The organism is Leclercia tamurae (assembly GCF_025566055.1).
Classification (GTDB): Bacteria; Pseudomonadota; Gammaproteobacteria; order Enterobacterales; family Enterobacteriaceae; genus Enterobacter; species Enterobacter tamurae.
The window spans coordinates 13783-35356 of record NZ_JAMHKS010000062.1; the positions used below are offsets into that span (position 1 = coordinate 13783).

Below are 21574 nucleotides of genomic sequence, written 5' to 3' on the forward strand. Positions count from 1 at the left end.
TTAGTCGGTCGATTTGGCCAGGGATAGTCTTGATGCCGCGCGCCAGCGCAGCCAGTCAATAACCACAAACAGCGCCAGGCTACAGCCCATCACCGGCATCATGAGCCCCAGCGCTACGCTGACGGCTAAAGAGACCACACGCCCCCCCAGCGGCAACGCCAGCCAGCTCTGATACAACGTCTGCGCCGGATCCGTCGCCGTCTGCCGGGGGCGACGCATCCACCACATCCGGTAGCCCCATACAATCATGACGCATAGCGCGAGTCCAAAGGCGATCAGCACCAGCTGATTTGGCAGGCCAAACAACACACCCATGTGGAAATCCACACCCCAGCGGGTCAGTTTGGCCATCAGCGGGTAATCCGCAAAGCGGGTGCGATCGACCACAGTCAGGGTGGCGGGGTCCACGGCTACGGCATCAACCTGCGTCGGCCAGCCGCGATCAATCTCCGTCACCGTCCACGCCTGAGAAGCACGCTTCGCCGGGCGGATCTCCAGCTTCGTGGCATCAATACCCGCGGCATTTGCCGCGCGCAGCACGCCGTCATAGAGGGCCAGGTCCGGTTTCATCTCCGGCATGGGCATGGTCATGTGATGACCGTGGTGCTCAGCATGCGGATCCACCGCCTCCGCCGGGCCATGCAGCTGCGTGTTCACCTGCGGTGTGAGCCAGTGCATCTCTGCCCGCAGTTTATCCACATTTCCCCCCGCCCACTGGGACCAGGTCAGGCCGGTGGCCGAGAAGAGCAGCATGCCCAGCAACAGGCTCCAGCCGAGGGAGACATGCAGACGACGGCGGTTTTGAAACCGGTTATTGATGCGCCTTTTTGGCCGGGTATAGAACCACAGGGCAATCCCACCCAGCGCGGCGATCCACATCCACGACGCGGCCAGTTCGCTGTAAATACGTCCTACATCTCCGAGCAGCAAAGATCGATGCAGATAATCGATTTTCTGGCGTAACGGCAGAATGCCGCTGGTGCCGTAGACGGTCATATCTCCGCGCACCTCCAGACTCACCGGATCGATAAAGATGGCCCGGTTTTCCGAGGCATTCAGCGCCGGGTCAATGTACATCACCCGGGTGGTCTCCCCTGTTGTCAGGCCCGGACGTATCGCCTGTAGCCGCAGCTCGCCCCCGGTAACCTTTTCCGCAACCGCGATTTGTTCGGCAAGGGGACGCGCGGTGCCCTGGGACTCGCTGAACAGCGCGTGATGATAAAGCGCATTTTCCAGCTGCGGTGTTGCGACATACAGCGTTCCGGAGAGCGCGGCGATAAAGATAAACGGTCCGACAAACAGACCAATATAGAAGTGAAGACGACGCAGCAGGTTGCCCCATGCTGCGCGCGGAGTGCAGGTAGTCATGCTTTCCCTTTTTAAGGCAAAAAGTTATCGATACACCGGGGTGTACGTTTTTTTACGCGGATTAAGCAGACAGGCGCGGCGGCGCGCGGGTATCGGGACAGAGCCAGGGGAAGAAATGCCAGTGGTGTACGGTAGGTCGCGGTGGTGTGAGACGTTGTCGGAGTAAGACCGCGCTTAACAGCAGCACCAGGGCCAGAATAACGCCCGGCACATGGGCCAGCAGCACGCAGTACCCGCAGGCTTCGGCATGGTCGACAGGGATACTGTCAGACGGCGCATGGTGCTCCGTCATCATGCTCATGTCATGGTGCATGCCGGGCATCGCGCTCATGGGATCTTTTTGCAACGACACAGAGACCAGCGGCGCAAAGACGATCATCAGGATCGCAAATAACGCGAGACCTGCCGCGATACGTTGCCACTGTGCCTGATGCTGTTTTGTCGTCACTTTCCCTCCGTTAAAGCCCGGGCATTGTAAACGATTTATGACGGCGAGGTTAACGTTCAGGGCACACAGAGATAAAAAAAGGGCCAGCCTTTCGGCCAGCCCTTTTTACAGGATGTCGCTTAAGCGAATCTTAGTTCAGACGCTCTTTAATACGAGCAGACTTACCAGTACGCTCACGCAGGTAGTACAGTTTAGCTTTACGTACAGCACCACGACGTTTAACAGCAATGCTGTCAACTACCGGAGAGTGAGTCTGGAAGACACGCTCAACGCCTTCGCCGTTGGAAATTTTACGAACAGTGAATGCAGAGTGCAGACCGCGGTTACGAATAGCGATAACCACGCCCTCGAATGCCTGCAGACGTTTTTTGGAACCTTCAACAACCCATACTTTCACTTCCACGGTATCACCCGGACGGAAGGAAGGTACGTCCTGCTTCATCTGCTCTTGTTCAATTTGCTTAATAATGTTGCTCATAATTTAATCTCTTATCCTGGGTAAACTGATATTCGGGGGCCTCAGGCCATCCCATCATGTTTCTGTTGCTGGTGCGCGTGTTCTTTTTTGAACTCGGCCAGCAACTTTGCTTGCTCTTCAGTCAGAGCCAGGTTTTCCAGAAGTTCAGGTCTTCTAAGCCAGGTACGGCCCAGCGACTGCTTCAGGCGCCAGCGACGAATCTCGGCATGGTTTCCCGACAGTAATACCGGCGGTACTTCCATCCCTTCTAACACTTCAGGACGGGTATAGTGTGGACAGTCCAGCAATCCGTCAGCAAAAGAGTCTTCTGTTGCTGATGCTTCATGGCCCAGTACCCCCGGAATGAACCGGGAAACGGAGTCAATCAGCGTCATTGCCGGTAACTCACCACCGCTGAGAACGTAATCGCCGATAGACCATTCTTCGTCAATCTCGGTCTGAATTACGCGCTCATCTATCCCTTCGTAGCGACCGCACACCAGAATCAGTTTCTGATTCGTTGCCAGTTCGCTGACGCCCGCTTGATCAAGCTTGCGTCCCTGAGGTGACAGATAAATCACCTTTGCGCCTTCACCTGCCGCGGCTTTTGCTGCTGCGATGGCATCCCGTAAGGGTTGAACCATCATGAGCATCCCCGGTCCGCCGCCGTAAGGACGTTCGTCCACGGTACGGTGCCGGTCATGGGTGAAGTCACGTGGACTCCAGCTTTCGATGCTCAGCAGGCCATTTTTTACTGCCCGGCCAGTTACCCCGTAATCAGTAATCGCGCGGAACATTTCAGGAAACAGGCTAATTATGCCAATCCACATAGCGCCGTCTTTTACCGTTTTCAGGAGAATTTAAAAACCAGGATCCCAATCTACTTCAATGGTTTGAGTAGCGAGATCGACTTTCTTGATAACCTGCCCATCGAGGAACGGAACCAGCCGCTCCTTGATACCGAACGCATCTTTCAGGTTTGCCTTAATGACGAGAACGTCATTGGATCCGGTTTCCATCATATCGATGACTTTCCCCAGACCGTAACCTTCAGTGGTCACTACCTGGCAACCAATAAGGTCTTTCCAGTAGTAGCCATCTTCCAGCTGAGGCAGCTGCGACGAATCCACGACAATTTCACAATTAGTCAATGCATTCGCGGCATCGCGATCGTCAACGCCTTTCAGCTTGATGACGATGTCCTGATTGTGGTGACGCCAGCTTTCCAGCTCGACCTCTTGCCACTGACCCGCCTTCTGGATAAACCAGGGCTGATAGTCAAAAATGCTTTCAGCGTCTTCGGTGGAGGAAAACACTCTGAGCCAGCCACGGATACCGTAGCAAGAACCCATTTTGCCCAATACAATCGGTTCAACAGGTGCTTTTTTGCTCATCATGACCACCGTGACAGATTAAGCTGCTTTGTTTGCTGCTTTGATCAGCGTAGCAACGCGATCGGATACAGTAGCGCCCAGGCCAACCCAGTGAGCGATACGATCCAGATCCAGACGGGTTTCTTCTTCTGCGCCAGAGGCCAGTGGGTTGAAGAAACCAACGCGCTCGATGAAGCGACCGTTGCGTGCATTACGGCTGTCAGTAACAACAACCTGGTAGAACGGACGCTTTTTCGCGCCGTGACGTGCTAAACGAATAGTTACCATAACATCCTCTTGTGTGAATAAAACACCGGGCTCCATCGGAGGGAAGGAGCCCGGTGTCATATTAAAAGCCCGAAAATTTTACTGATTTCTGGGGAAAATGCAATCAACAGTTGCGGATCCGCCGTAAAAGGCCGATTAACGCCCAGGGAATCCTGGTGGCATCATCCCTTTCATCCCACGCATCATTTTGGCCATACCGCCCTTCTTCATCTTCTTCATCATGCGCTGCATGTCGTCGAACTGCTTCAGAAGACGGTTAACGTCCTGGACCTGCATCCCGCAGCCCGCCGCGATACGGCGTTTACGGGAACCTTTAATGATTTCTGGCTTGGCACGCTCTTTCAGCGTCATGGAGTTGATAATCGCCTCCATCCGCACCAGAACCTTGTCGTCCATCTGCGATTTTACGTTGTCCGGGATCTGGCCCATGCCCGGCAGCTTGCCCATCAGGCTCGCCATACCGCCCATGTTCTTCATCTGGCGCAGCTGCTCCAGGAAGTCGGTCAGATCGAAGCCGTCGCCTTTTTTCAGCTTGGTCGCCAGCTTCTCGGCCTGCGCGCGGTCAACTTTGCTCTCGATATCTTCGATCAGCGACAGCACGTCGCCCATGCCGAGGATACGGGAGGCAATACGATCCGGGTGGAATGGCTCCAGCGCGTCGGTCTTCTCGCCAACGCCGAGGAATTTGATCGGCTTACCGGTGATATGACGAATAGAGAGCGCCGCACCGCCGCGGGCGTCGCCGTCCACTTTGGTCAGAACCACACCGGTTAACGGCAGCGCTTCGTTAAACGCTTTCGCCGTATTCGCAGCATCCTGACCGGTCATGGCATCGACCACAAACAGGGTTTCAACCGGATTGATCGCGGCATGTACCTGTTTGATTTCGTCCATCATCGCTTCGTCAACGTGCAGACGACCAGCGGTATCCACCAGCAGCACGTCGAAGAACTTCAGCTTCGCTTCTTTCAGCGCCGCATTAACGATGTCGATCGGCTTCTGCGACACGTCAGACGGGAAGAAGTCGACGCTAACCTGTTCAGCCAGGGTCTCCAGCTGTCTGATCGCCGCCGGGCGATAGACGTCAGCAGAGACGACCAGCACTTTCTTCTTGTGCTTCTCGCGCAGGAATTTACCCAGCTTAGCGACGCTGGTTGTTTTACCCGCACCCTGCAGACCGGCCATCAGCACTACCGCTGGCGGTTGCGCCGCGAGGTTCAGGCTCTGGTTCTCTTCGCCCATCGCCGAAACCAGTTCGTTACGGACGATTTTGACGAACTCCTGACCCGGGGTCAGGCTCTTGTTCACTTCATGACCAACCGCTTTCTCTTTTACGCGGTTGATGAAATCACGCACGACCGGCAACGCGACGTCTGCTTCAAGCAGTGCCATGCGCACTTCGCGCAGCGTCTCTTTGATGTTGTCTTCGGTAAGGCGTCCACGGCCGCTGATGTTGCGCAGCGTGCGCGACAAACGATCGGTTAAATTATCAAACATTGTCTCTCGCCTGGGGTAGAAACGTTAGGTCGCTGACGCGACACGTACACAGAATTTTGCCGCAGTATAACATGATGCCGCCTTTGTTGTTATGCAACGGTTGGAGCACGCGTCACGTAACGTTATACTGCCTCTCTTTCTCATCAGGATAACTGTCGACACCTCTATGCCTGTTTTCGCACTGATCGCCCTTGTGGCGTACTCTGTCAGCCTCGCGCTGATCATCCCTGGCCTGCTACAAAAAAACAGCGGCTGGCGGCGAATGGCTATTTTGTCGGCTGTCATCGCGTTGATAAGTCATGCCTTTGCGCTCGAAGCGCGCATTCTGCCGGGAGACGGCAGCGGGCAAAACCTGAGCCTGCTTAACGTCGGTTCACTGGTCAGCCTGATGATCTGTACGGTGATGACCATCGTGGCCTCGAAAAACCGCGGCTGGCTGCTGCTGCCGATTGTCTATGCCTTTGCGCTGATCAACCTCGCCTTTGCCACCTTCGTGCCAAACGAGTTCATCACCCACCTTGAAACCACCCCGGGGATGATGGTGCATATTGGCCTGTCGCTGTTCTCGTATGCGACGCTGATCATTGCCGCTCTGTACGCGCTCCAGCTGGCCTGGATTGACTATCAACTCAAAAACAAAAAGCTGGCCTTCAGTAACGAAATGCCGCCGCTGATGACCATCGAACGCAAGATGTTTCACATCACCCAGGTCGGGGTAGTCTTGCTGACGCTCACGCTGAGTACCGGCCTGTTTTATATGCACAATCTCTTCAGCATGGAGAATATTGACAAGGCCGTGCTCTCCATCATCGCGTGGTTTGTCTATATTGTCCTGTTATGGGGCCATTATCATGAAGGCTGGCGCGGTCGCCGCGTGGTCTGGTTCAACGTTGCGGGAGCAGGCCTCCTGACAATGGCTTATTTTGGTAGCCGCATCATCCAGCAGATCGCCGGCTAAGCAACCAAGGAGTTCCCCCTGGAACACATCTCCACCACCACGCTGATCATCACCCTGATCGTCATGGTGGTTATCTCCGCCTATTTCTCCGGCTCAGAAACCGGCATGATGACGCTGAACCGCTACCGGTTACGTCATCGCGCCAAACAGGGTAACCGGGCCGCCCGTCGCGTGGAAAAACTGCTGCGCAAACCGGATCGCCTGATAAGCCTGGTGCTTATCGGCAATAACCTGGTCAACATTCTCGCCTCTGCACTGGGCACCATTGTCGGCATGCGTCTGTACGGCAACGCCGGGGTCGCCATCGCCACCGGGGTGCTGACCTTTGTGGTACTGGTTTTTGCCGAAGTGCTACCGAAAACCGTCGCCGCGCTCTACCCCGAGAAGGTCGCCTATCCCAGCAGTTTCCTGCTGGCGCCATTACTCATCCTGATGATGCCGCTGGTCTGGCTGTTAAACGGCGTGACGCGAGTGCTGATGCGCATGGTGGGCATTAAAGCGGATGTGGTGATTAGCAGCGCGCTGAGCAAAGATGAACTGCGCACCATCGTGCATGAATCGCGCTCGCAAATCTCCCGCCGCAACCAGGATATGCTGCTGTCAGTGCTGGATCTGGAAAAGGTCAGCGTCGACGACATCATGGTGCCGCGCAATGAGATCGTCGGTATCGACATTAACGATGACTGGAAGGCGATTGTCCGCCAGCTGACCCACTCCCCGCATGGCCGCATTGTGCTGTACCGGGATTCGCTGGATGACACCATCAGCATGCTGCGCGTGCGCGAAGCCTATCGTCTGATGACCGAGAAAAAAGAGTTCACCAAAGAGGTACTGCTGCGTGCGGCGGATGAGATTTACTACATCCCGGAAGGCACCCCGCTCAGCACCCAGCTGATTAAATTTCAGCGCAACAAAAAGAAAGTGGGTCTGGTGGTCGATGAGTATGGCGATATCCAGGGTCTGGTGACGGTAGAGGATATTCTGGAGGAGATTGTAGGCGACTTTACCACCTCCATGTCCCCTTCCCTTGCCGAAGAGGTCACGCCGCAGAACGACGGCTCGGTGCTGATTGACGGTAGCGCGAACGTCCGTGAACTGAATAAAGCCTTTAACTGGCAGATGCCGGAAGAGGAAGCCCGCACCATTAACGGCATGATTCTGGAAGCGCTGGAGGAGATCCCGGCGGCAGGTACGCGGGTGCGTATTGGCCAGTACGATATTGATATCCTGGACGTGCAGGACAATATGATTAAGCAGGTGAGAGTGTTGCCGGTTAAACCGCTCAGGGAGAGCGTGGCAGAGTAAATGTTGTAGGCCGGGTCAGGCGAAGCCGCCACCCGGCACTACGGGAGGCCAGTTACGCCTTAGCTTTCGCCACGGAGACCATCGCCGCGCGAATGGTACGACCGTTCAGGGTATAGCCTTTCTGCATCACCATCAGCACGTTACCGGCAGCAACGTCTTCAGACTCCACCATCGCAATGGCCTGATGCACGTTAGGATCCATCGGCACGTTGGTGTCGGCAACCACTTCCACGCCAAACTTCTTCACCACGTCGAGCATGGATTTCAGCGTCAGTTCGATCCCTTCAACCATCGGGGCCAGGTCCGGGTTCGCTTTATCCGCTACTTCCAGGGCGCGATCCAGGCTGTCGATAACCGGCAGCAGTTCGTTGACGAACTTTTCCAGCGCAAATTTATGCGCCTTTTCAACGTCCAGCTCGGTACGGCGACGCAGGTTTTCCATTTCCGCTTTGATACGCAGGATGCCATCGCGCTCGCGATTCTGGGCTTCAACTACCTGAGCTTCCAGATTCGCAATTTTTTCATCGCGCGGATCCACCTGCTCAGCACCAGCCTCAGGCTCTGCAGCCTCAACCTCTTCGTGCTGCTCCGTGATAATTTCTTCCGGGGCTTGCCCCTCAGGCGTTTTCTGTTCTTTACTACTCATGAATTTCTCCGCGTTTTTCTGCATTCAACTCGCTAACTTCGCTTATTATGGGGATCAGTTTCCGGGATTCAAGGGAACAAGCCACATTGTCATCATTCATTCGCACAAGGACCTTCAGAAAATGAGCAACCATTTCAAGTGTATTGGGATTGTCGGTCATCCACGTCACCCTACTGCGTTGACGACACATGAAATGCTGTATCGCTGGCTGTGCGCGAAAAACTACGATGTGATTGTTGAACAACAGATTGCCCAGGAATTGCAGCTTACCAATGTAAAAACCGGCACGCTGGCGGAAATCGGTCAGCAGGCCGACCTGGCGGTGGTGGTCGGGGGCGACGGCAATATGCTCGGCGCCGCGCGAACCCTCGCCCGTTACGATATTAAAGTCATTGGCATCAACCGTGGCAACCTGGGCTTTTTAACCGACCTCGATCCGGATAACGCCCAGCAGCAGCTCGCCGACGTGCTGGAAGGGCACTACATCAGTGAAAAACGTTTTTTACTGGAAGCCCAGGTGTGCCAGCAGGATTGTCAGAAACGGATCAGCACCGCCATTAACGAAGTGGTACTGCATCCGGGAAAAGTAGCGCACATGATTGAGTTCGAAGTCTATATCGATGAAATCTTTGCCTTCTCGCAGCGCTCCGATGGGCTGATTATCTCTACTCCCACCGGCTCCACGGCCTACTCGCTTTCGGCGGGCGGCCCGATCCTTACCCCGTCGCTGGATGCCATCACCCTGGTGCCAATGTTCCCGCATACCCTCTCGGCACGCCCGCTGGTGATCAACAGCAGCAGCACCATCCGGCTGCGCTTCTCGCACCGCCGTAACGACCTGGAGATCAGCTGCGACAGCCAAATCGCGCTGCCCATTCAGGAAGGTGAAGATGTGCTCATTCGCCGCTGCGATTATCACTTGAATCTGATCCACCCGAAAGACTACAGCTATTTCAATACATTAAGCTCCAAGCTCGGCTGGTCGAAAAAATTGTTCTGAAATAGCATCCAGGACTTTACTGTATAAAAAACCAGTTTATACTGTACACAAACACAGTTATGGTTTTTCATACAGGAAAACGTTTATGCTGGCACAACTGACCATCAGCAACTTCGCCATCGTTCGTGAGCTCGAAATTGATTTCAACAGCGGAATGACAGCTATCACCGGGGAAACCGGTGCCGGTAAATCTATTGCGATTGATGCGCTCGGGCTGTGCCTTGGCGGTCGTGCCGACGGCGACATGGTTCGCGCTGGCGCCAGCCGCGCCGATCTCTGCGCCCGTTTCTCCCTGAAAGATACTCCCGCCGCCCTGCGCTGGCTTGAACAGAACCAGCTCGAAGATGGGCGTGAGTGCTTACTTCGTCGCGTCCTCAACAGCGACGGCCGCTCCCGTGGCTTTATCAACGGTACCGCGGTGCCGCTGTCCCAGTTGCGCGAACTTGGCCAACTGTTAATCCAGATCCACGGCCAGCACGCCCATCAGCAATTGATTAAACCCGATCAGCAAAAATCCTTACTCGACGGTTATGCCGGTGAGTCTGACCTTATGCAGCTGATGGCGGCGCACTATCGTCAGTGGCACCAAAGCTGCCGTGAACTGGCGCTGCATCAACAGCAGAGCCAGGAGCGGGCAGCCCGTGCCGAACTGCTGGCCTATCAGCTGAAAGAGCTGAACGAATTTAGCCCGCAGCCGGGCGAGTTTGAGCAGATCGACGAAGAGTACAAACGTCTCGCCAACAGCGGTCAGCTGCTCTCAACCAGCCAGCAGGCGCTGAACCTGATGGCCGATGGCGAGGATGTGAATCTGCAAAGCCAGCTCTATACCGTGCGCCAGTTAGTGACCGAGCTGGCGGGCATGGACAGCAAAGTGTCCGGTATGCTGGATATGCTGGAAGAGGCGGCGATTCAGATCTCTGAAGCCAGTGACGAGCTGCGTCACTACTGCGAGCGTCTTGATCTCGATCCCAACCGTCTGTTTGAGCTGGAACAGCGCATTTCGCGCCAAATTTCTCTGGCGCGTAAGCACCACGTTTCGCCAGAGGAGCTGCCCAACTTCCATCAGTCCCTGCTTGATGAGCAGCATCAGCTCGACGATCAGGCCGACTCGCTGGAGACCCTCTCTCTGGCCGTCAGCGTGCATCATCAGCAGGCGATGCAAACCGCCACGCAGCTACACACTGTCCGTCAGCGTTACGCTCAGGAGCTGAGCCAGCACATCACGGAGAGCATGCATCTGCTGTCGATGCCGCACGGCGTTTTCACTATCGACGTGAAGCTGGAAGAGAATCACCTGACGGCCGAAGGGGCAGACCGCATTGAATTCCGCGTGACCACCAACCCGGGCCAGCCGCTGCAGGCTATCTCCCGGGTCGCGTCCGGCGGCGAGCTGTCGCGTATCGCCCTGGCGATTCAGGTGATCACGGCGAAGAAAATGGAAACTCCGGCGCTGATCTTCGATGAAGTCGATGTCGGTATCAGCGGACCGACCGCGGCGGTAGTCGGTAAACTGCTGCGTCAGCTTGGCGAGTCCACCCAGGTTATGTGTGTGACCCACCTGCCGCAGGTTGCCGGTTGCGGCCACCATCACTTCTTTGTTAGCAAAGAAACCGACGGCGAGATGACCGAAACGCACATGCAGCCACTGGACAAACGCGCCCGTCTGCAGGAGCTGGCTCGACTGCTGGGTGGCAGCGAAGTCACCCGCAACACGCTGGCGAACGCGAAAGAACTGCTGGCCGCGTAAACTTTTTCGGTATCTCAGGGTCATACAGAACAATAAAAACGCCGACAGACCGGACGCCAGAGGTTTTAATGTGGTGAAAGGTCTATTATCATCGGCATATTACATATGAGCCGTCGCGTATTGCCCGGGCCGGAAAAGGAATCAAATCACTATGCGCTGTAAAACGCTGACCGCTGCCGCAGCGGTTCTTCTGATGATGACCGCAGGCTGCTCCACTCTGGAAAAAGTGGTTTACCGCCCTGACATCAACCAGGGGAACTATCTCGCTCCTAACGATGTGTCTAAAATTCGTGTCGGTATGACGCAGCAGCAGGTTGCCTATGCCCTGGGTACCCCGATGATGTCCGATCCATTTGGCACCAATACCTGGTTCTACGTGTTCCGCCAGAAGCCAGGCCATGAAGATGTGTCTCAGCAGACCCTGACGCTGACCTTCAGCAGCAGCGGCGTACTGACCAACATCGACAACAAACCGGCGCTCACCAAAGAGTAAGGTTTCAGAAATGCAAAAAGGTGCTCATTGAGCACCTTTTTTGTTTTATCGCGGGTTATTTCGCGGATTTCTCCGCACGCTGGCGACGCAGCTCTTTCGGATCGGCAATCAGCGGGCGATAGATCTCCACCCGGTCGCCGTCCCTCACGCTATCGGCCAGTTTGACCGGACGGCTGTAAATCCCGACTTTGTTTTTCGCCAGATCGATATCGCTGCGCAGCGTCAGCAGGCCGGAGGCGCGGATCGCCTCTTCAACGGTGGCGCCCTCTTCCAGGGTCACGCGCTGCAGATACTGCTTTTCCGGCAGCGCGTAGGCCACTTCCACCACGATGTTAGCCGGCACTGTAGACCTCTTTGGCGCGCACCGTAAAGGCCTGGACCATATTTGCCGCCAGCTCTTTAAACACGCGACCAAACGCCAGCTCAATCAGGGCGTTGGTAAATTCAAAGTCGAGATGAAACTCGATCCGGCAGGCATCGGCGCTGAGCGGGACGAACTTCCATCCGCCCATCAATTTCTTGAACGGGCCATCCACCAGATGCATCAGAATGCTCTGGTTATCGGTCAGGGTGTTACGGGTGGTGAACGTCTTGCTGATCCCGGCTTTGGAAACATCCACCGCTGCCGTCATTTGCGTCGGGCCTGAGTCCAGCACGCGGCTCCCGGTACACCCCGGAATAAACTCCGGATATGACTGAACGTCGTTCACTAACTGGTACATTTGTTCCACACTGTAGGGGACAAGCGCAGTACGACTAATCTGAGGCATAGCATTTTTCCTGATCAAACAACCGACAAATAATAGCATTTATCACCTGTTAAAAAAACGCTGAGCCTCATCTCGTGCTAATATAGCGCGTTAGACCTCACAGGACGCAATGAGGTGACTTTTTGACATCAGATTACCTACGGCTTCACGACACTTATGACGAAGAAAAAAGCACATAAACCTGGCTCGGCAACCATTGCGCTCAACAAGCGTGCCCGCCACGAGTATTTCATTGAAGAAGAATTCGAAGCTGGCCTTGCTTTACAGGGCTGGGAAGTTAAATCGCTGCGTGCGGGTAAAGCCAACATCGGCGACAGCTACGTAATCTTCAAAGACGGCGAAGCCTTTTTGTTTGGCGCGAACTTTCAGCCGCTGACGGTCGCCTCGTCCCACTACGTCTGCGATCCCACCCGCACTCGTAAACTGCTGCTGAACAAGCGCGAGCTGGATTCCCTTTTCGGACGCATCAACCGAGAAGGTTATACCGTCCTCGCCCTGTCGCTGTACTGGAAGAACGCCTGGTGCAAAGTGAAAATTGGCGTGGCGAAAGGTAAGAAGCAGCACGACAAACGTAACGACGCCAAAGATCGCGAATGGCAGGTTGATAAAGCACGTATCATGAAGCACGCAGGCCGTTAATATCCGGGCACTTATTGAGCGATTCAATAAGTTAGCGTTCCGGACTGGTATCCGGGCTGCGAATTCTGGTATACTTGCTGTAACACTATTGGGGCTGATTCTGGATTCGACGGGATTTGCGAAACCCAAGGTGCATGCCGAGGGGCGGTTTGCCTCGTAAAAAGCCGCAAAAAAATAGTCGCAAACGACGAAAACTACGCTTTAGCAGCTTAATAACCTGCTAAGAGCCCTCTCTCCCTAGCTTCCGCTCTTAAGACGGGGATCAAGAGAGGTCAAACCCAAAAGAGATCGCATGGAAGTCCTGCCTGGGGCTGAAGTGCTAAAACTAATCAGGCTAGTTCGTTAGTGGCGTGTCTGTCCGCAGCTGGCGTGCGAATGTAAAGACTGACTAAGCATGTAGTACCGAGGATGTAGAAATTTCGGACGCGGGTTCAACTCCCGCCAGCTCCACCAATTTTTGATATATTGAAGTTCAGTGAAGTCTATCAAGCCCGCATGGAACCAGCCTTGCGGGCTTTTTTACGTCTATAATAGTCTACCGAGAATTGCTAGAATCTACTCGTTATGGCACCCTTTTTGGGACCCAACACGAAGGGTCCAAAACATGAGGGTCCCAAACATGGCAAAAATCGCTAAGAAGCTCACTGACACTGAAATCAAAAGCACCAAACCTGCCGAGAAAGAGGTTAACCTTTTTGACGGCGATGGTTTGCTCCTGCGAATCGCCCCCTTGGCGAAGGGAGGAAAGAAAAATTGGTATTTCAGATATGCAGTGCCTGTGACCAAAAAGCGAACTAAGGTGAGCTTAGGAACCTATCCTCACCTTACACTTGCGAAGGCACGAGCTTTACGTGATGAGTACTTGTCGTTGCTTGCAAATGGTATAGACCCACAAGTTCATAACACCCACAAAGCCAATGCCCTTAAGGATGCCACGGAACATACATTTCAAGCAGTAGCCAGGAAGTGGCTTGATGAGAAAGTCAAAACGTCAGGCATCTCCCAAGATCATGCTAACGACATCTGGCGAAGCCTAGAGAGAAATATCTTTCCAACGTTGGGTGATACCCCCATTAAGGAGATTCGCCCTAAAATGCTTAAACAGCATTTAGAACCCATAGAAAAACGAGGTGTCCTTGAAACACTTCGCCGCATCATATCCCGCCTGAATGAAATTTTCCGCTATGCAGCAACAGAAGAACTCATAGAATTCAATCCGGCTGACAACCTGGGGCAACGGTTCAGCAAGCCAAAAAAACAGAATATGCCAGCATTACCCCCTTCCGAACTCCCCCGCTTCCTGGTTGCTCTAAACAATGCTTCTGTCCGTTTAGAAACAAGGCTACTGATTGAGTGGCAACTTCTCACATGGGTTCGCCCTGGTGAAGCTGTTCGCACAAGATGGTCAGATATTGATATAGAAACCGGCATGTGGAACATCCCGGCGGAGTTTATGAAAATGAAGAAACCTCACAAAGTTCCACTGAGCAAAGAAGCTTTGCGAGTCTTGGATTCAATGAAAGCCATCAGCGGGCATAGAGAGTGGGTTTTTCCCAGTATCAAAGCTCCACTCAATCACATGCATGAACAAACAGCTAATGCGGCTATAATCCGTATGGGCTTCGGAGGTGAGCTTGTAGCTCATGGTATGCGATCAATCGCCAGAACGGCTGCTGAGGAGTGTGGCAAGTTTAGAACTGATGTCTTAGAAGCCGCCCTTGCCCACTCGAAAAAAGATGAAATAATTGCAGCCTACAATCGTGCAGAGTATCTCACAGAACGTGTGGTTCTCATGCAATGGTGGAGTGACTATGTTTCGTCTCAAAAATACAAAGTTATTGCCGCATAACTCTTCCATGATGGGTTAACTATCTTGATTTATTTGAAGAATTAATGATCACACCATTAACCTATGTGGACTAAGCATAGCCATTTACAAATGGGTACCTTGAGGCCAAATAACGAAAGCTGTCGGTCATATCAGCTAAATAATTCACATCTCTTCTCGATTATCATACACCTCGAAGATCTACCAAATTCGCTCTAATCAATGATAAAACAGTTGAATTCGGTTAAAATTTGATCAATTTTATCCTCTACATTGTATTGAATCATCCATGAGGTTTCGTGCATGGCTAGCGAAAATGACAAAAATCATAGAGTTAGGGTCGCACAGTACTTGAGGATGTCTACCGACCATCAGCAATATTCTTTACATAATCAGTCCGAATATATCAAAGATTATGCTGAAAAGAACAATATGGAAATCGCTTATACCTACGATGATGCAGGTAAGAGCGGAGTCAGTATCGTAGGCAGGCATTCTTTGCAGCAGTTACTTAACGATGTAGAACAAAAGAAAATAGATATACAGGCTGTATTATTTTATGATGTGAGCCGTTTTGGTCGTTTTCAAAATAGTGATGAAGCTGCATATTATTCCTTTCTATTTGAGAGAAATGGTGTAGATCTTATATATTGTTCCGAACCTATACCCACTAAAGATTTCCCTTTAGAGTCCTCTGTTATACTCAATATAAAAAGATCTAGTGCTGCATATCACAGCAGAAATTTATCTGAAAAGGTATTTATAGGGCAAGTAAATTTAATAAAGCTTGGTTATCATCAAGGCGGTATGGCTGGTTATGGACTGAGACGTCTTTTAGTAGACGAAAATGGCATAGCTAAAGAAATATTGAGTTTCCGCAAAAGAAAGAGCATTCAAACAGATAGGGTAATATTAATTCCGGGACCAAAAAATGAAATAAAAATTGTAAATAGAATCTATGATCTCTTTATAGATAATAACGTTCCAGAATTTATTATTGCTGAGAGATTAAATGAACAGAACATTCCTGCAGAAAATGGAACATTATGGACTCGTGCAAAAATACATCAAATTTTGACAAATGAAAAATATATTGGAAACAACATATATAACAAAACCTCATCCAAACTAAAAAGTAGGCTTGTAAAAAACCCCAAACATGAATGGGTTAGATGTGACAAGGCATATAAACCTATTATTTCAAAGAAAAAATATAATAAAGCTCAAGAAATAATTCAGCTCCGATCCATTCATTTGACTAATGAAGATCTATTAGAAAAACTAAAACAAAAATTAGAATCTAATGGAAAACTATCAGGCTTTATCATTGATGAAGATGATACAGGCCCTTCATCTTCTGTTTATAGAACGCGATTTGGTGGTCTTTTAAGAGCATATACTTTGATTGGTTATAAGCCAGAACATGATTACAGCTATCTCAAAATAAATGAAGCACTAAGATCATTTTACTCAGAGATAATTGAGGATTTTAAAGGTGAAATTTTAAAAAGTAACTGTCATATAGACGAGTATAAATATGCCCCAATGCTTTACATCAATGATGAGTTTTTAATTTCCGTCCTTGTTACTAAATGCATACATATGAAATCAGGTAAACTTAGATGGAAAGTCCGGTTTGATAACTCACAGAAAGCAGACATAACAATTGTTATACGAATGAATTCACAAAATATTTCACCTCTTGATTTTTATATCATACCAAAGATTGAAAACGAATATAGTAAAATGTGCATGACGGAAACAAACAACATTCGATTAGATCTCTATAGATTTGATAATCTTGATAAACTTCTACAAATTATTACTCGCATGAAAGTGAGGGAACTATATGCTGCCTGAAAAAAATGAATTCCCAATAATTCAAATTGAGATTGCAAAAATAAAATTTCTTAACCCACGAACAAGAAATAAAGTAGTGCATGAAGAAATAAAGGAAAGCATAAAAAAAAGAGGATTAAGCAAACCTATAAGCGTAAGAGCTATTGATGAAGACGATTTCAAATATGCTTTAATTTGTGGTCAAGGGAGAATAGAGGCTCTCGTTGCATTAGGTGAAACTATTATTCCAGCAATTGTAAGAGATGTATCAGAAGAAGATGCTTACGTTATGAGTTTAGTTGAAAACATTGCAAGGAGAAGACCACGTTCTAATGAGTTATTACAGGTGATTAAAGACATGAAAATCAGAGGACTTTTAGACTCCGAAATAAGTGAGATTACTGGATATTCATCGAACTGGGTGAGCAGTATTAATATGCTACTTGATAAGGGAGAGCATAAACTTCTCTCAGCAGTCGAACGGGGTAATTTGCCTCTATATCTCGCAGTGCAATTTGCAAGATGTGAAACTGAGGAAGCACAAGATATTCTTACCGAAGCATATGATAAAAAATTAATAAAAAGTCGGGACATTATAAAGATAAAACACATTCTAAATCAAAGAACAGTTGGGAATAAAGGTGCAAAAGCAGCCGGATTTTATTATCACAAACCATCAAAAAGGATGACTGCAGAGGAGTTGATTGAGCTTTATGAAAATAGTATCGCTGAACATAAATCTGTTTATAAAAACTCAAAATTCATAAAAACCAATCTACTAATAGTAAATGAGATTTTTAACATCATAATGATGAATAAAAGCTTTCAACATATACTTGAACAAGAGAATCTTTCAGAACTACCATCTCAGATATTAAACCCAGTAAACAAAGAGGTATCAAAATGATTCAGATACGTTTTGGCGATAATTTTATTTACCTGGAAACTAATAAGTTAATTCCATCTAAGGAATTATTAGAAAACGTAAAGCGAAGCCATAAATATTATCAAATAGTTACCTCTATCGAAAGCTTAGGTATTATTGAACCAATAATAGTGTTCTATGACAAAGATAAAGATGTCACTAAGATACTTGATGGCCATTTGAGGGTTGAGGCTTTAAAAGACTTAGGTATAGAAAAAGCTCCATGTATACTTTCGAGCATAGATGATGCTTTCACTCCTAACAAACAAGTGAATCATATAAATGTAGTAGAAGAACATAGAATGATAATTAAGTCTCTGGCAAAAGTATCAATTGAAAAACTTAGTGCTGCTTTGGGCATATCTGTTGATGCCATAAAAGATAAAGCTAATGTGATGAACGGCATAGATCCAAGTGTAATTGCGAAACTTTCTGATAAACCTATACCTAAGGCTACATTTGACGTTTTGAGGAAAATGAAGCCAATTCGCCAAATTGAAGCAGTCGGTACAATGATTAATTTTGATAATTATAGTAAAAAATTTGCAATGAGCATCTTGGATGCAACACCGGCATCGATGATAGTAAATAAAGGGAAAAACACTCCCTATAAAAAGGACATAAAAAAAACCATACTTCGTCTGGAACAAGAAATGGCAACAACTTCGGAAGAAACGAAAAAGCTTCAAACCGAGTATGGTTCAGATATGTTGAAATTCGTTATAATCCAGTCATATATTAATAAATTACTTGGCAACTCTAAAGTTCTTCATTGGTTCTTAGAAAACGAGGTTGATTATCTTAATGAGTTAAAAAGAATTTCTAGAATAAATTCTTTGGACGATAAGACTCTTATTGAAAACAGCAAGTCATAGTCATGGTTTTATATAGCCTAAATAAACCAAGAAGTATACTTACACAACGACCTTCACGCCGAAGAAGCTGTCAGATACGCCAGCAACTAAAGCATTACGTTTAAGTGTCAGTCATTGATACGAAGGGATAACTGCGTATCAGCAGCCGGACATTGAGTCGAATAAAGGCTGGTAGAGAGGGACAGTTCTGTGTCACCAGGAGATTAGTCAGAAACATCAGCGGCAGAACAGATGAACCAGCAATTGGTAGTGCACAGAAAACTCTCCAGTATTTAATTATTCAACTTAACACTAAAAAAATCACATAGTTAATATCATAATTTTTCTTTGGTCTACGTATGCGAGAGATATTGTGGCTTTAACCGGGTATTAGGAGTCGTTTCAGATAAAAGATGTTCTTCGATTCGACTGGACTTGGTAATAGCAATAAGTAATCGTTAATATTGAAGGACGAAAGGCTACTTCAAAACAAAGTAACCTTTCCAATATCCCCATATATGGGACAAGTAGTACATTAACTGCACATAGTGCAGGATACATATGACATAAAACTTTTTATTTATGGCATACATTATAAATAACTTGTATTTTATGAATGTCAATAGGTTCTTGTTTAATACTTTTAAAATAATTAATTGATTGTTTTTATTATAGCTTCGCTTGTACAAGCGAAGATCCTCTTGTTCTTGAATGAATAATGCCAATTATAAGAGAAGCAAGGGCTAACTCTACGAAGCCGCTGCGCTTGCTTCTCCGAGTTCCTCTTGCTTTTCAGCCCTTCGGTTAGAAAAGAACAGCCAGACCCAGTAAGCACATATCCATTGAACTGCGCCCAATGTTTTGTGACAGATTACTATAGAAAGGTCGACTTTGGCACGGAGCGTTCAAGCTAACTGAGCTGAAGGTCTGCTGTGAGCGAAAAACGGACCTTCAAATCCAAACCGGTTCAATTGATTAACTTTGGCTGTCAGTCAAGCCATCGTTAACATGAATCCGATCGAAAATTCCTTATCGCATTTTTACAAATACGCAGTGGCAAGAAAGATAGATTCTGGCTCATGACAAGTAGAGTTGTTCATTTGTATAAAGAGACTTCGCCTTCAGGACGCGTTTTGAACCTGCGATGCATCCACAGGTATTGCTCAGGAGCACGGAGAATTTCACGCTCGATGATCTTGTTCATATAAGCCGCTGCGGCGACCTTGTCTTCCCCTGGATAGCCTGACAACGGATTGCTGATATACATGTGATAACCTTTTTTATCGCTACGTCGAATCATGCTAAGTGTGATCAAGTGTGCACCAGCGAGTTTTGACAGAGCATACGTTCCGTTCGTCGTGGCTGCTTTTTTTACCGAGAAAAAAGGTGCAAAAACGCTTCCTTTAGACCCATAATCCTGGTCTGGTGCAAACCAAACGGCTTCACCTGCTTTTAGCGCATGAACAAAACCTGATAAATTACGTCGATTAATCATAGCCTTATTTGAACGCATACGCCCTTTTGTCTGTACCCATTCCATTAATGGATCATTGTGTGGGCGATACGTTGCCATCATAGGATGGCATAACCCCATTACTCTTCCACACAACTCAAGGGACATAAAATGAATCCCGACAACCATTACTCCTCTTGTCGCACCGGTCAGGTTTTCAAGCCCTTCGACATCAAACCATTTTTTGACTCTCGCATCGCTCCAGAACCAGGCCATTCCTGTTTCCATCAGTCCCAGCCCGAGAGAAGCAAAGTTTTTATTGACCATCTGGCTCCGGGCAAACGGTGTCATCTCGGGAAAGCACAGTTCGATATTTCTAATCGCAATCCCTTCCCGGCGTTTCAGAAAGGGTCTGGATATTGTTCCAAGGCCAGAGCCCAGAGTATGTAAAACCGGGTAAGGAAGTTGAACGAGAAGCCACAGCAGACCCAAACCAGACCAGGTAAGCCAGTGGCGAGGATGAAGTAAATTATGAGTAAAAGTCTGTGCCATAAATTTCCTTAATGCTAATGAAGGTTATAACGCAAAAGGAAAACAATGAGGCAATTCGTCTTTAGCGATACATTTTGTTTTAGATAATTTAAATTCATCTAAATTCAGGAAAAAATATTTTTCAATGACTGGTGAATAATTTAAAGAGCCAAGGGTGAATTGTAAGCCAGCAAATTTATTCTGTTATAAATCCATGGTTTTATCATTGATACTCAAGGAATTGTCTTCCTGATTCATCATCATCAAGGTACTCAAAAGAAAGAAGCCGAATTTTGGTAAGTTTATAAAACCACTCACAATCGTTTCGTTGAATAATTTCGCCTGGTTTGAAACATATCCCTGATGCCACCCGAATAATCGCATATTTACCATTACTAAACCTGACCCGGTGAATACAGAAAGGTTGGCCAGGCTGTCCGTGACAGCTGTTCGACATGATATGCCCTTCAATAAAAACAGATTTTTTAGATTTCATTATCATACCCTCTACAACAGCAGTACAGGAGGAATGTTGTCATTTTCCGACATCACTGACGTTAAGTGGCAGAAGCTGATCAGCCGCCGATACACCGGCATTCTGAATGTCTGAACAACAGTCCGCAGGCAGGGCACTCAAGAACCGCATCTTTTCTTAGTTTACCTGCTTTCTGATCGGCTCTGTGTGCACATACCGGGCAGGCAACATGAACCGGTCTTTCTTTAAAATACCTGAGCCCATTTGTATAAGACATAAATAATTCTCTGAGGAATACAGTAATTATTATACGCTTTAATATAAAAATAACTGGCATAAGTTATGTTAAGTTGTGTCTGAATCAGGATATCAGATATTGAAAATTGAACGTCTTATTTATGATACACTACCCTTCCGTGAGAAATTTAAGATGAAATCAGAAGACACCCTTGACTGGTATCCGGCACAACTACCGCCTGTGAAAATTATTCTTGGCGAAGCCGTGCTGGCTGTGGGTAAACAGGGCCGACCGATTAATACCCGCACCTTGCTGGAATACCTTCAGGTCATGCAGGACAAACAAAAAAGGCGGGATGACAAAATCGCCATGCAGACTGCGATTGATGTTCTCAGGGATAATCAGCGCATTAACGGCAGACGTTAATGCACCTCCGGGATCA

Annotated in this window: 24 protein-coding genes and 1 other RNA gene; 12 read left to right on the forward strand and 13 right to left on the reverse strand. The window is 48.8% G+C overall.

Annotated features, from left to right (window positions below):
• From M8318_RS02540 to ffh, 7 genes are all read right to left on the reverse strand, one after another.
• A complete protein-coding gene (locus M8318_RS02540) occupies positions 1-1368 on the reverse strand; it encodes a PepSY-associated TM helix domain-containing protein (RefSeq protein ID WP_262660890.1) in 1368 nt (455 codons plus the stop codon).
• A 61-nt stretch (positions 1369-1429) separates the two neighbouring features.
• Complete coding sequence (locus tag M8318_RS02545) at positions 1430-1816, reverse strand: DUF2946 domain-containing protein (RefSeq protein ID WP_262660891.1); 387 nt, start codon at positions 1814-1816, stop codon at positions 1430-1432.
• A gap of 130 nt (positions 1817-1946) precedes the next feature.
• Positions 1947-2294 (reverse strand): 50S ribosomal protein L19, encoded by a 348-nt coding sequence (gene rplS / locus M8318_RS02550; protein ID WP_006178051.1) that lies wholly within the window; start codon positions 2292-2294, stop codon positions 1947-1949.
• 41 nt (positions 2295-2335) lie between these two features.
• A complete protein-coding gene (trmD, locus tag M8318_RS02555) occupies positions 2336-3103 on the reverse strand; it encodes a tRNA (guanosine(37)-N1)-methyltransferase TrmD (RefSeq protein ID WP_106994998.1) in 768 nt (255 codons plus the stop codon).
• Positions 3104-3133: 30 nt separating this feature from the next.
• Complete coding sequence (gene rimM, locus M8318_RS02560; protein ID WP_370635116.1) at positions 3134-3670, reverse strand: ribosome maturation factor RimM; 537 nt, start codon at positions 3668-3670, stop codon at positions 3134-3136.
• Positions 3671-3685: 15 nt separating this feature from the next.
• Positions 3686-3934, reverse strand: a complete 249-nt coding sequence (gene rpsP / locus M8318_RS02565; RefSeq protein ID WP_106994996.1) for a 30S ribosomal protein S16 — start codon at positions 3932-3934, stop codon at positions 3686-3688.
• A 135-nt stretch (positions 3935-4069) separates the two neighbouring features.
• Positions 4070-5431, reverse strand: coding sequence for a signal recognition particle protein (gene ffh / locus M8318_RS02570; RefSeq protein WP_166183435.1), 1362 nt, complete (start codon positions 5429-5431; stop codon positions 4070-4072).
• A 166-nt stretch (positions 5432-5597) separates the two neighbouring features.
• Between ffh and M8318_RS02575 the strand changes: the two genes are divergently transcribed.
• A complete protein-coding gene (locus M8318_RS02575; RefSeq protein ID WP_106994994.1) occupies positions 5598-6389 on the forward strand; it encodes a cytochrome C assembly family protein in 792 nt (263 codons plus the stop codon).
• An 18-nt stretch (positions 6390-6407) separates the two neighbouring features.
• A complete protein-coding gene (locus tag M8318_RS02580) occupies positions 6408-7694 on the forward strand; it encodes an HlyC/CorC family transporter (protein WP_106994993.1) in 1287 nt (428 codons plus the stop codon).
• A 52-nt stretch (positions 7695-7746) separates the two neighbouring features.
• Here the strand turns inward: M8318_RS02580 and grpE are convergent, their stop codons facing one another.
• Positions 7747-8340, reverse strand: a complete 594-nt coding sequence (gene grpE / locus M8318_RS02585; RefSeq protein ID WP_146145537.1) for a nucleotide exchange factor GrpE — start codon at positions 8338-8340, stop codon at positions 7747-7749.
• A 121-nt stretch (positions 8341-8461) separates the two neighbouring features.
• On the opposite strand from grpE, the gene nadK reads away from it, so the two are divergent.
• From nadK to bamE, 3 genes are all read left to right on the forward strand, one after another.
• Positions 8462-9340, forward strand: a complete 879-nt coding sequence (gene nadK / locus M8318_RS02590) for an NAD(+) kinase (RefSeq protein WP_077227861.1) — start codon at positions 8462-8464, stop codon at positions 9338-9340.
• Positions 9341-9425: 85 nt separating this feature from the next.
• Positions 9426-11087, forward strand: a complete 1662-nt coding sequence (gene recN / locus M8318_RS02595) for a DNA repair protein RecN (protein WP_262660892.1) — start codon at positions 9426-9428, stop codon at positions 11085-11087.
• Positions 11088-11238: 151 nt separating this feature from the next.
• Positions 11239-11580: an outer membrane protein assembly factor BamE gene (gene bamE, locus M8318_RS02600; protein WP_166183442.1), complete on the forward strand. Its 342-nt coding sequence runs from the start codon at positions 11239-11241 to the stop codon at positions 11578-11580.
• Between the two features lie 55 nt (positions 11581-11635).
• On the opposite strand, the gene M8318_RS02605 is transcribed toward bamE, so the two are convergent.
• Together M8318_RS02605 and M8318_RS02610 are read right to left on the reverse strand one after the other, a co-directional pair.
• Entirely contained in the window at positions 11636-11923 is a 288-nt protein-coding gene (locus M8318_RS02605) for an RnfH family protein (protein ID WP_106994989.1), read from the reverse strand.
• Positions 11913-12350, reverse strand: coding sequence for a type II toxin-antitoxin system RatA family toxin (locus tag M8318_RS02610; RefSeq protein WP_207630083.1), 438 nt, complete (start codon positions 12348-12350; stop codon positions 11913-11915). Before M8318_RS02610 ends, M8318_RS02605 begins: the two co-directional genes overlap by 11 nt.
• Before the next feature lie 156 nt (positions 12351-12506).
• Between M8318_RS02610 and smpB the strand changes: the two genes are divergently transcribed.
• The 6 genes from smpB (at position 12507) to M8318_RS02640 (ending at position 18456) form a co-directional block, all read left to right on the forward strand.
• Complete coding sequence (smpB, locus tag M8318_RS02615; RefSeq protein WP_039030084.1) at positions 12507-12989, forward strand: SsrA-binding protein SmpB; 483 nt, start codon at positions 12507-12509, stop codon at positions 12987-12989.
• Positions 12990-13079: 90 nt separating this feature from the next.
• Positions 13080-13442, forward strand: a transfer-messenger RNA (tmRNA) gene (ssrA, locus tag M8318_RS02620).
• A 166-nt stretch (positions 13443-13608) separates the two neighbouring features.
• The gene (locus tag M8318_RS02625) at positions 13609-14838 is read left to right on the forward strand and encodes an integrase domain-containing protein (protein ID WP_159514719.1); all 1230 of its coding nucleotides are present in this window, start codon (positions 13609-13611) and stop codon (positions 14836-14838) included.
• A 282-nt stretch (positions 14839-15120) separates the two neighbouring features.
• Positions 15121-16677 (forward strand): recombinase family protein, encoded by a 1557-nt coding sequence (locus tag M8318_RS02630; protein ID WP_159514720.1) that lies wholly within the window; start codon positions 15121-15123, stop codon positions 16675-16677.
• On the forward strand, positions 16667-17563 hold the full coding sequence (locus M8318_RS02635) for a ParB/RepB/Spo0J family partition protein (RefSeq protein ID WP_159514721.1): 897 nt from the start codon (positions 16667-16669) through the stop codon (positions 17561-17563). Before M8318_RS02630 ends, M8318_RS02635 begins: the two co-directional genes overlap by 11 nt.
• The gene (locus tag M8318_RS02640) at positions 17560-18456 is read left to right on the forward strand and encodes a ParB/RepB/Spo0J family partition protein (protein ID WP_159514722.1); all 897 of its coding nucleotides are present in this window, start codon (positions 17560-17562) and stop codon (positions 18454-18456) included. Before M8318_RS02635 ends, M8318_RS02640 begins: the two co-directional genes overlap by 4 nt.
• Before the next feature lie 1075 nt (positions 18457-19531).
• On the opposite strand, the gene lpxP is transcribed toward M8318_RS02640, so the two are convergent.
• The 3 genes from lpxP to M8318_RS22700 form a co-directional block, all read right to left on the reverse strand.
• A complete protein-coding gene (gene lpxP, locus M8318_RS02650; RefSeq protein WP_023479857.1) occupies positions 19532-20440 on the reverse strand; it encodes a kdo(2)-lipid IV(A) palmitoleoyltransferase in 909 nt (302 codons plus the stop codon).
• Between the two features lie 202 nt (positions 20441-20642).
• Positions 20643-20915 (reverse strand): hypothetical protein, encoded by a 273-nt coding sequence (locus M8318_RS02655; protein ID WP_176691153.1) that lies wholly within the window; start codon positions 20913-20915, stop codon positions 20643-20645.
• 79 nt (positions 20916-20994) lie between these two features.
• Complete coding sequence (locus M8318_RS22700) at positions 20995-21231, reverse strand: YnfU family zinc-binding protein (RefSeq protein WP_369122564.1); 237 nt, start codon at positions 21229-21231, stop codon at positions 20995-20997.
• A 93-nt stretch (positions 21232-21324) separates the two neighbouring features.
• Here M8318_RS22700 and M8318_RS02660 point away from each other — a divergent pair, with 93 nt between their 5' ends.
• Positions 21325-21558: a hypothetical protein gene (locus tag M8318_RS02660; RefSeq protein WP_004132711.1), complete on the forward strand. Its 234-nt coding sequence runs from the start codon at positions 21325-21327 to the stop codon at positions 21556-21558.
• Positions 21559-21574 lie beyond the last annotated feature (16 nt).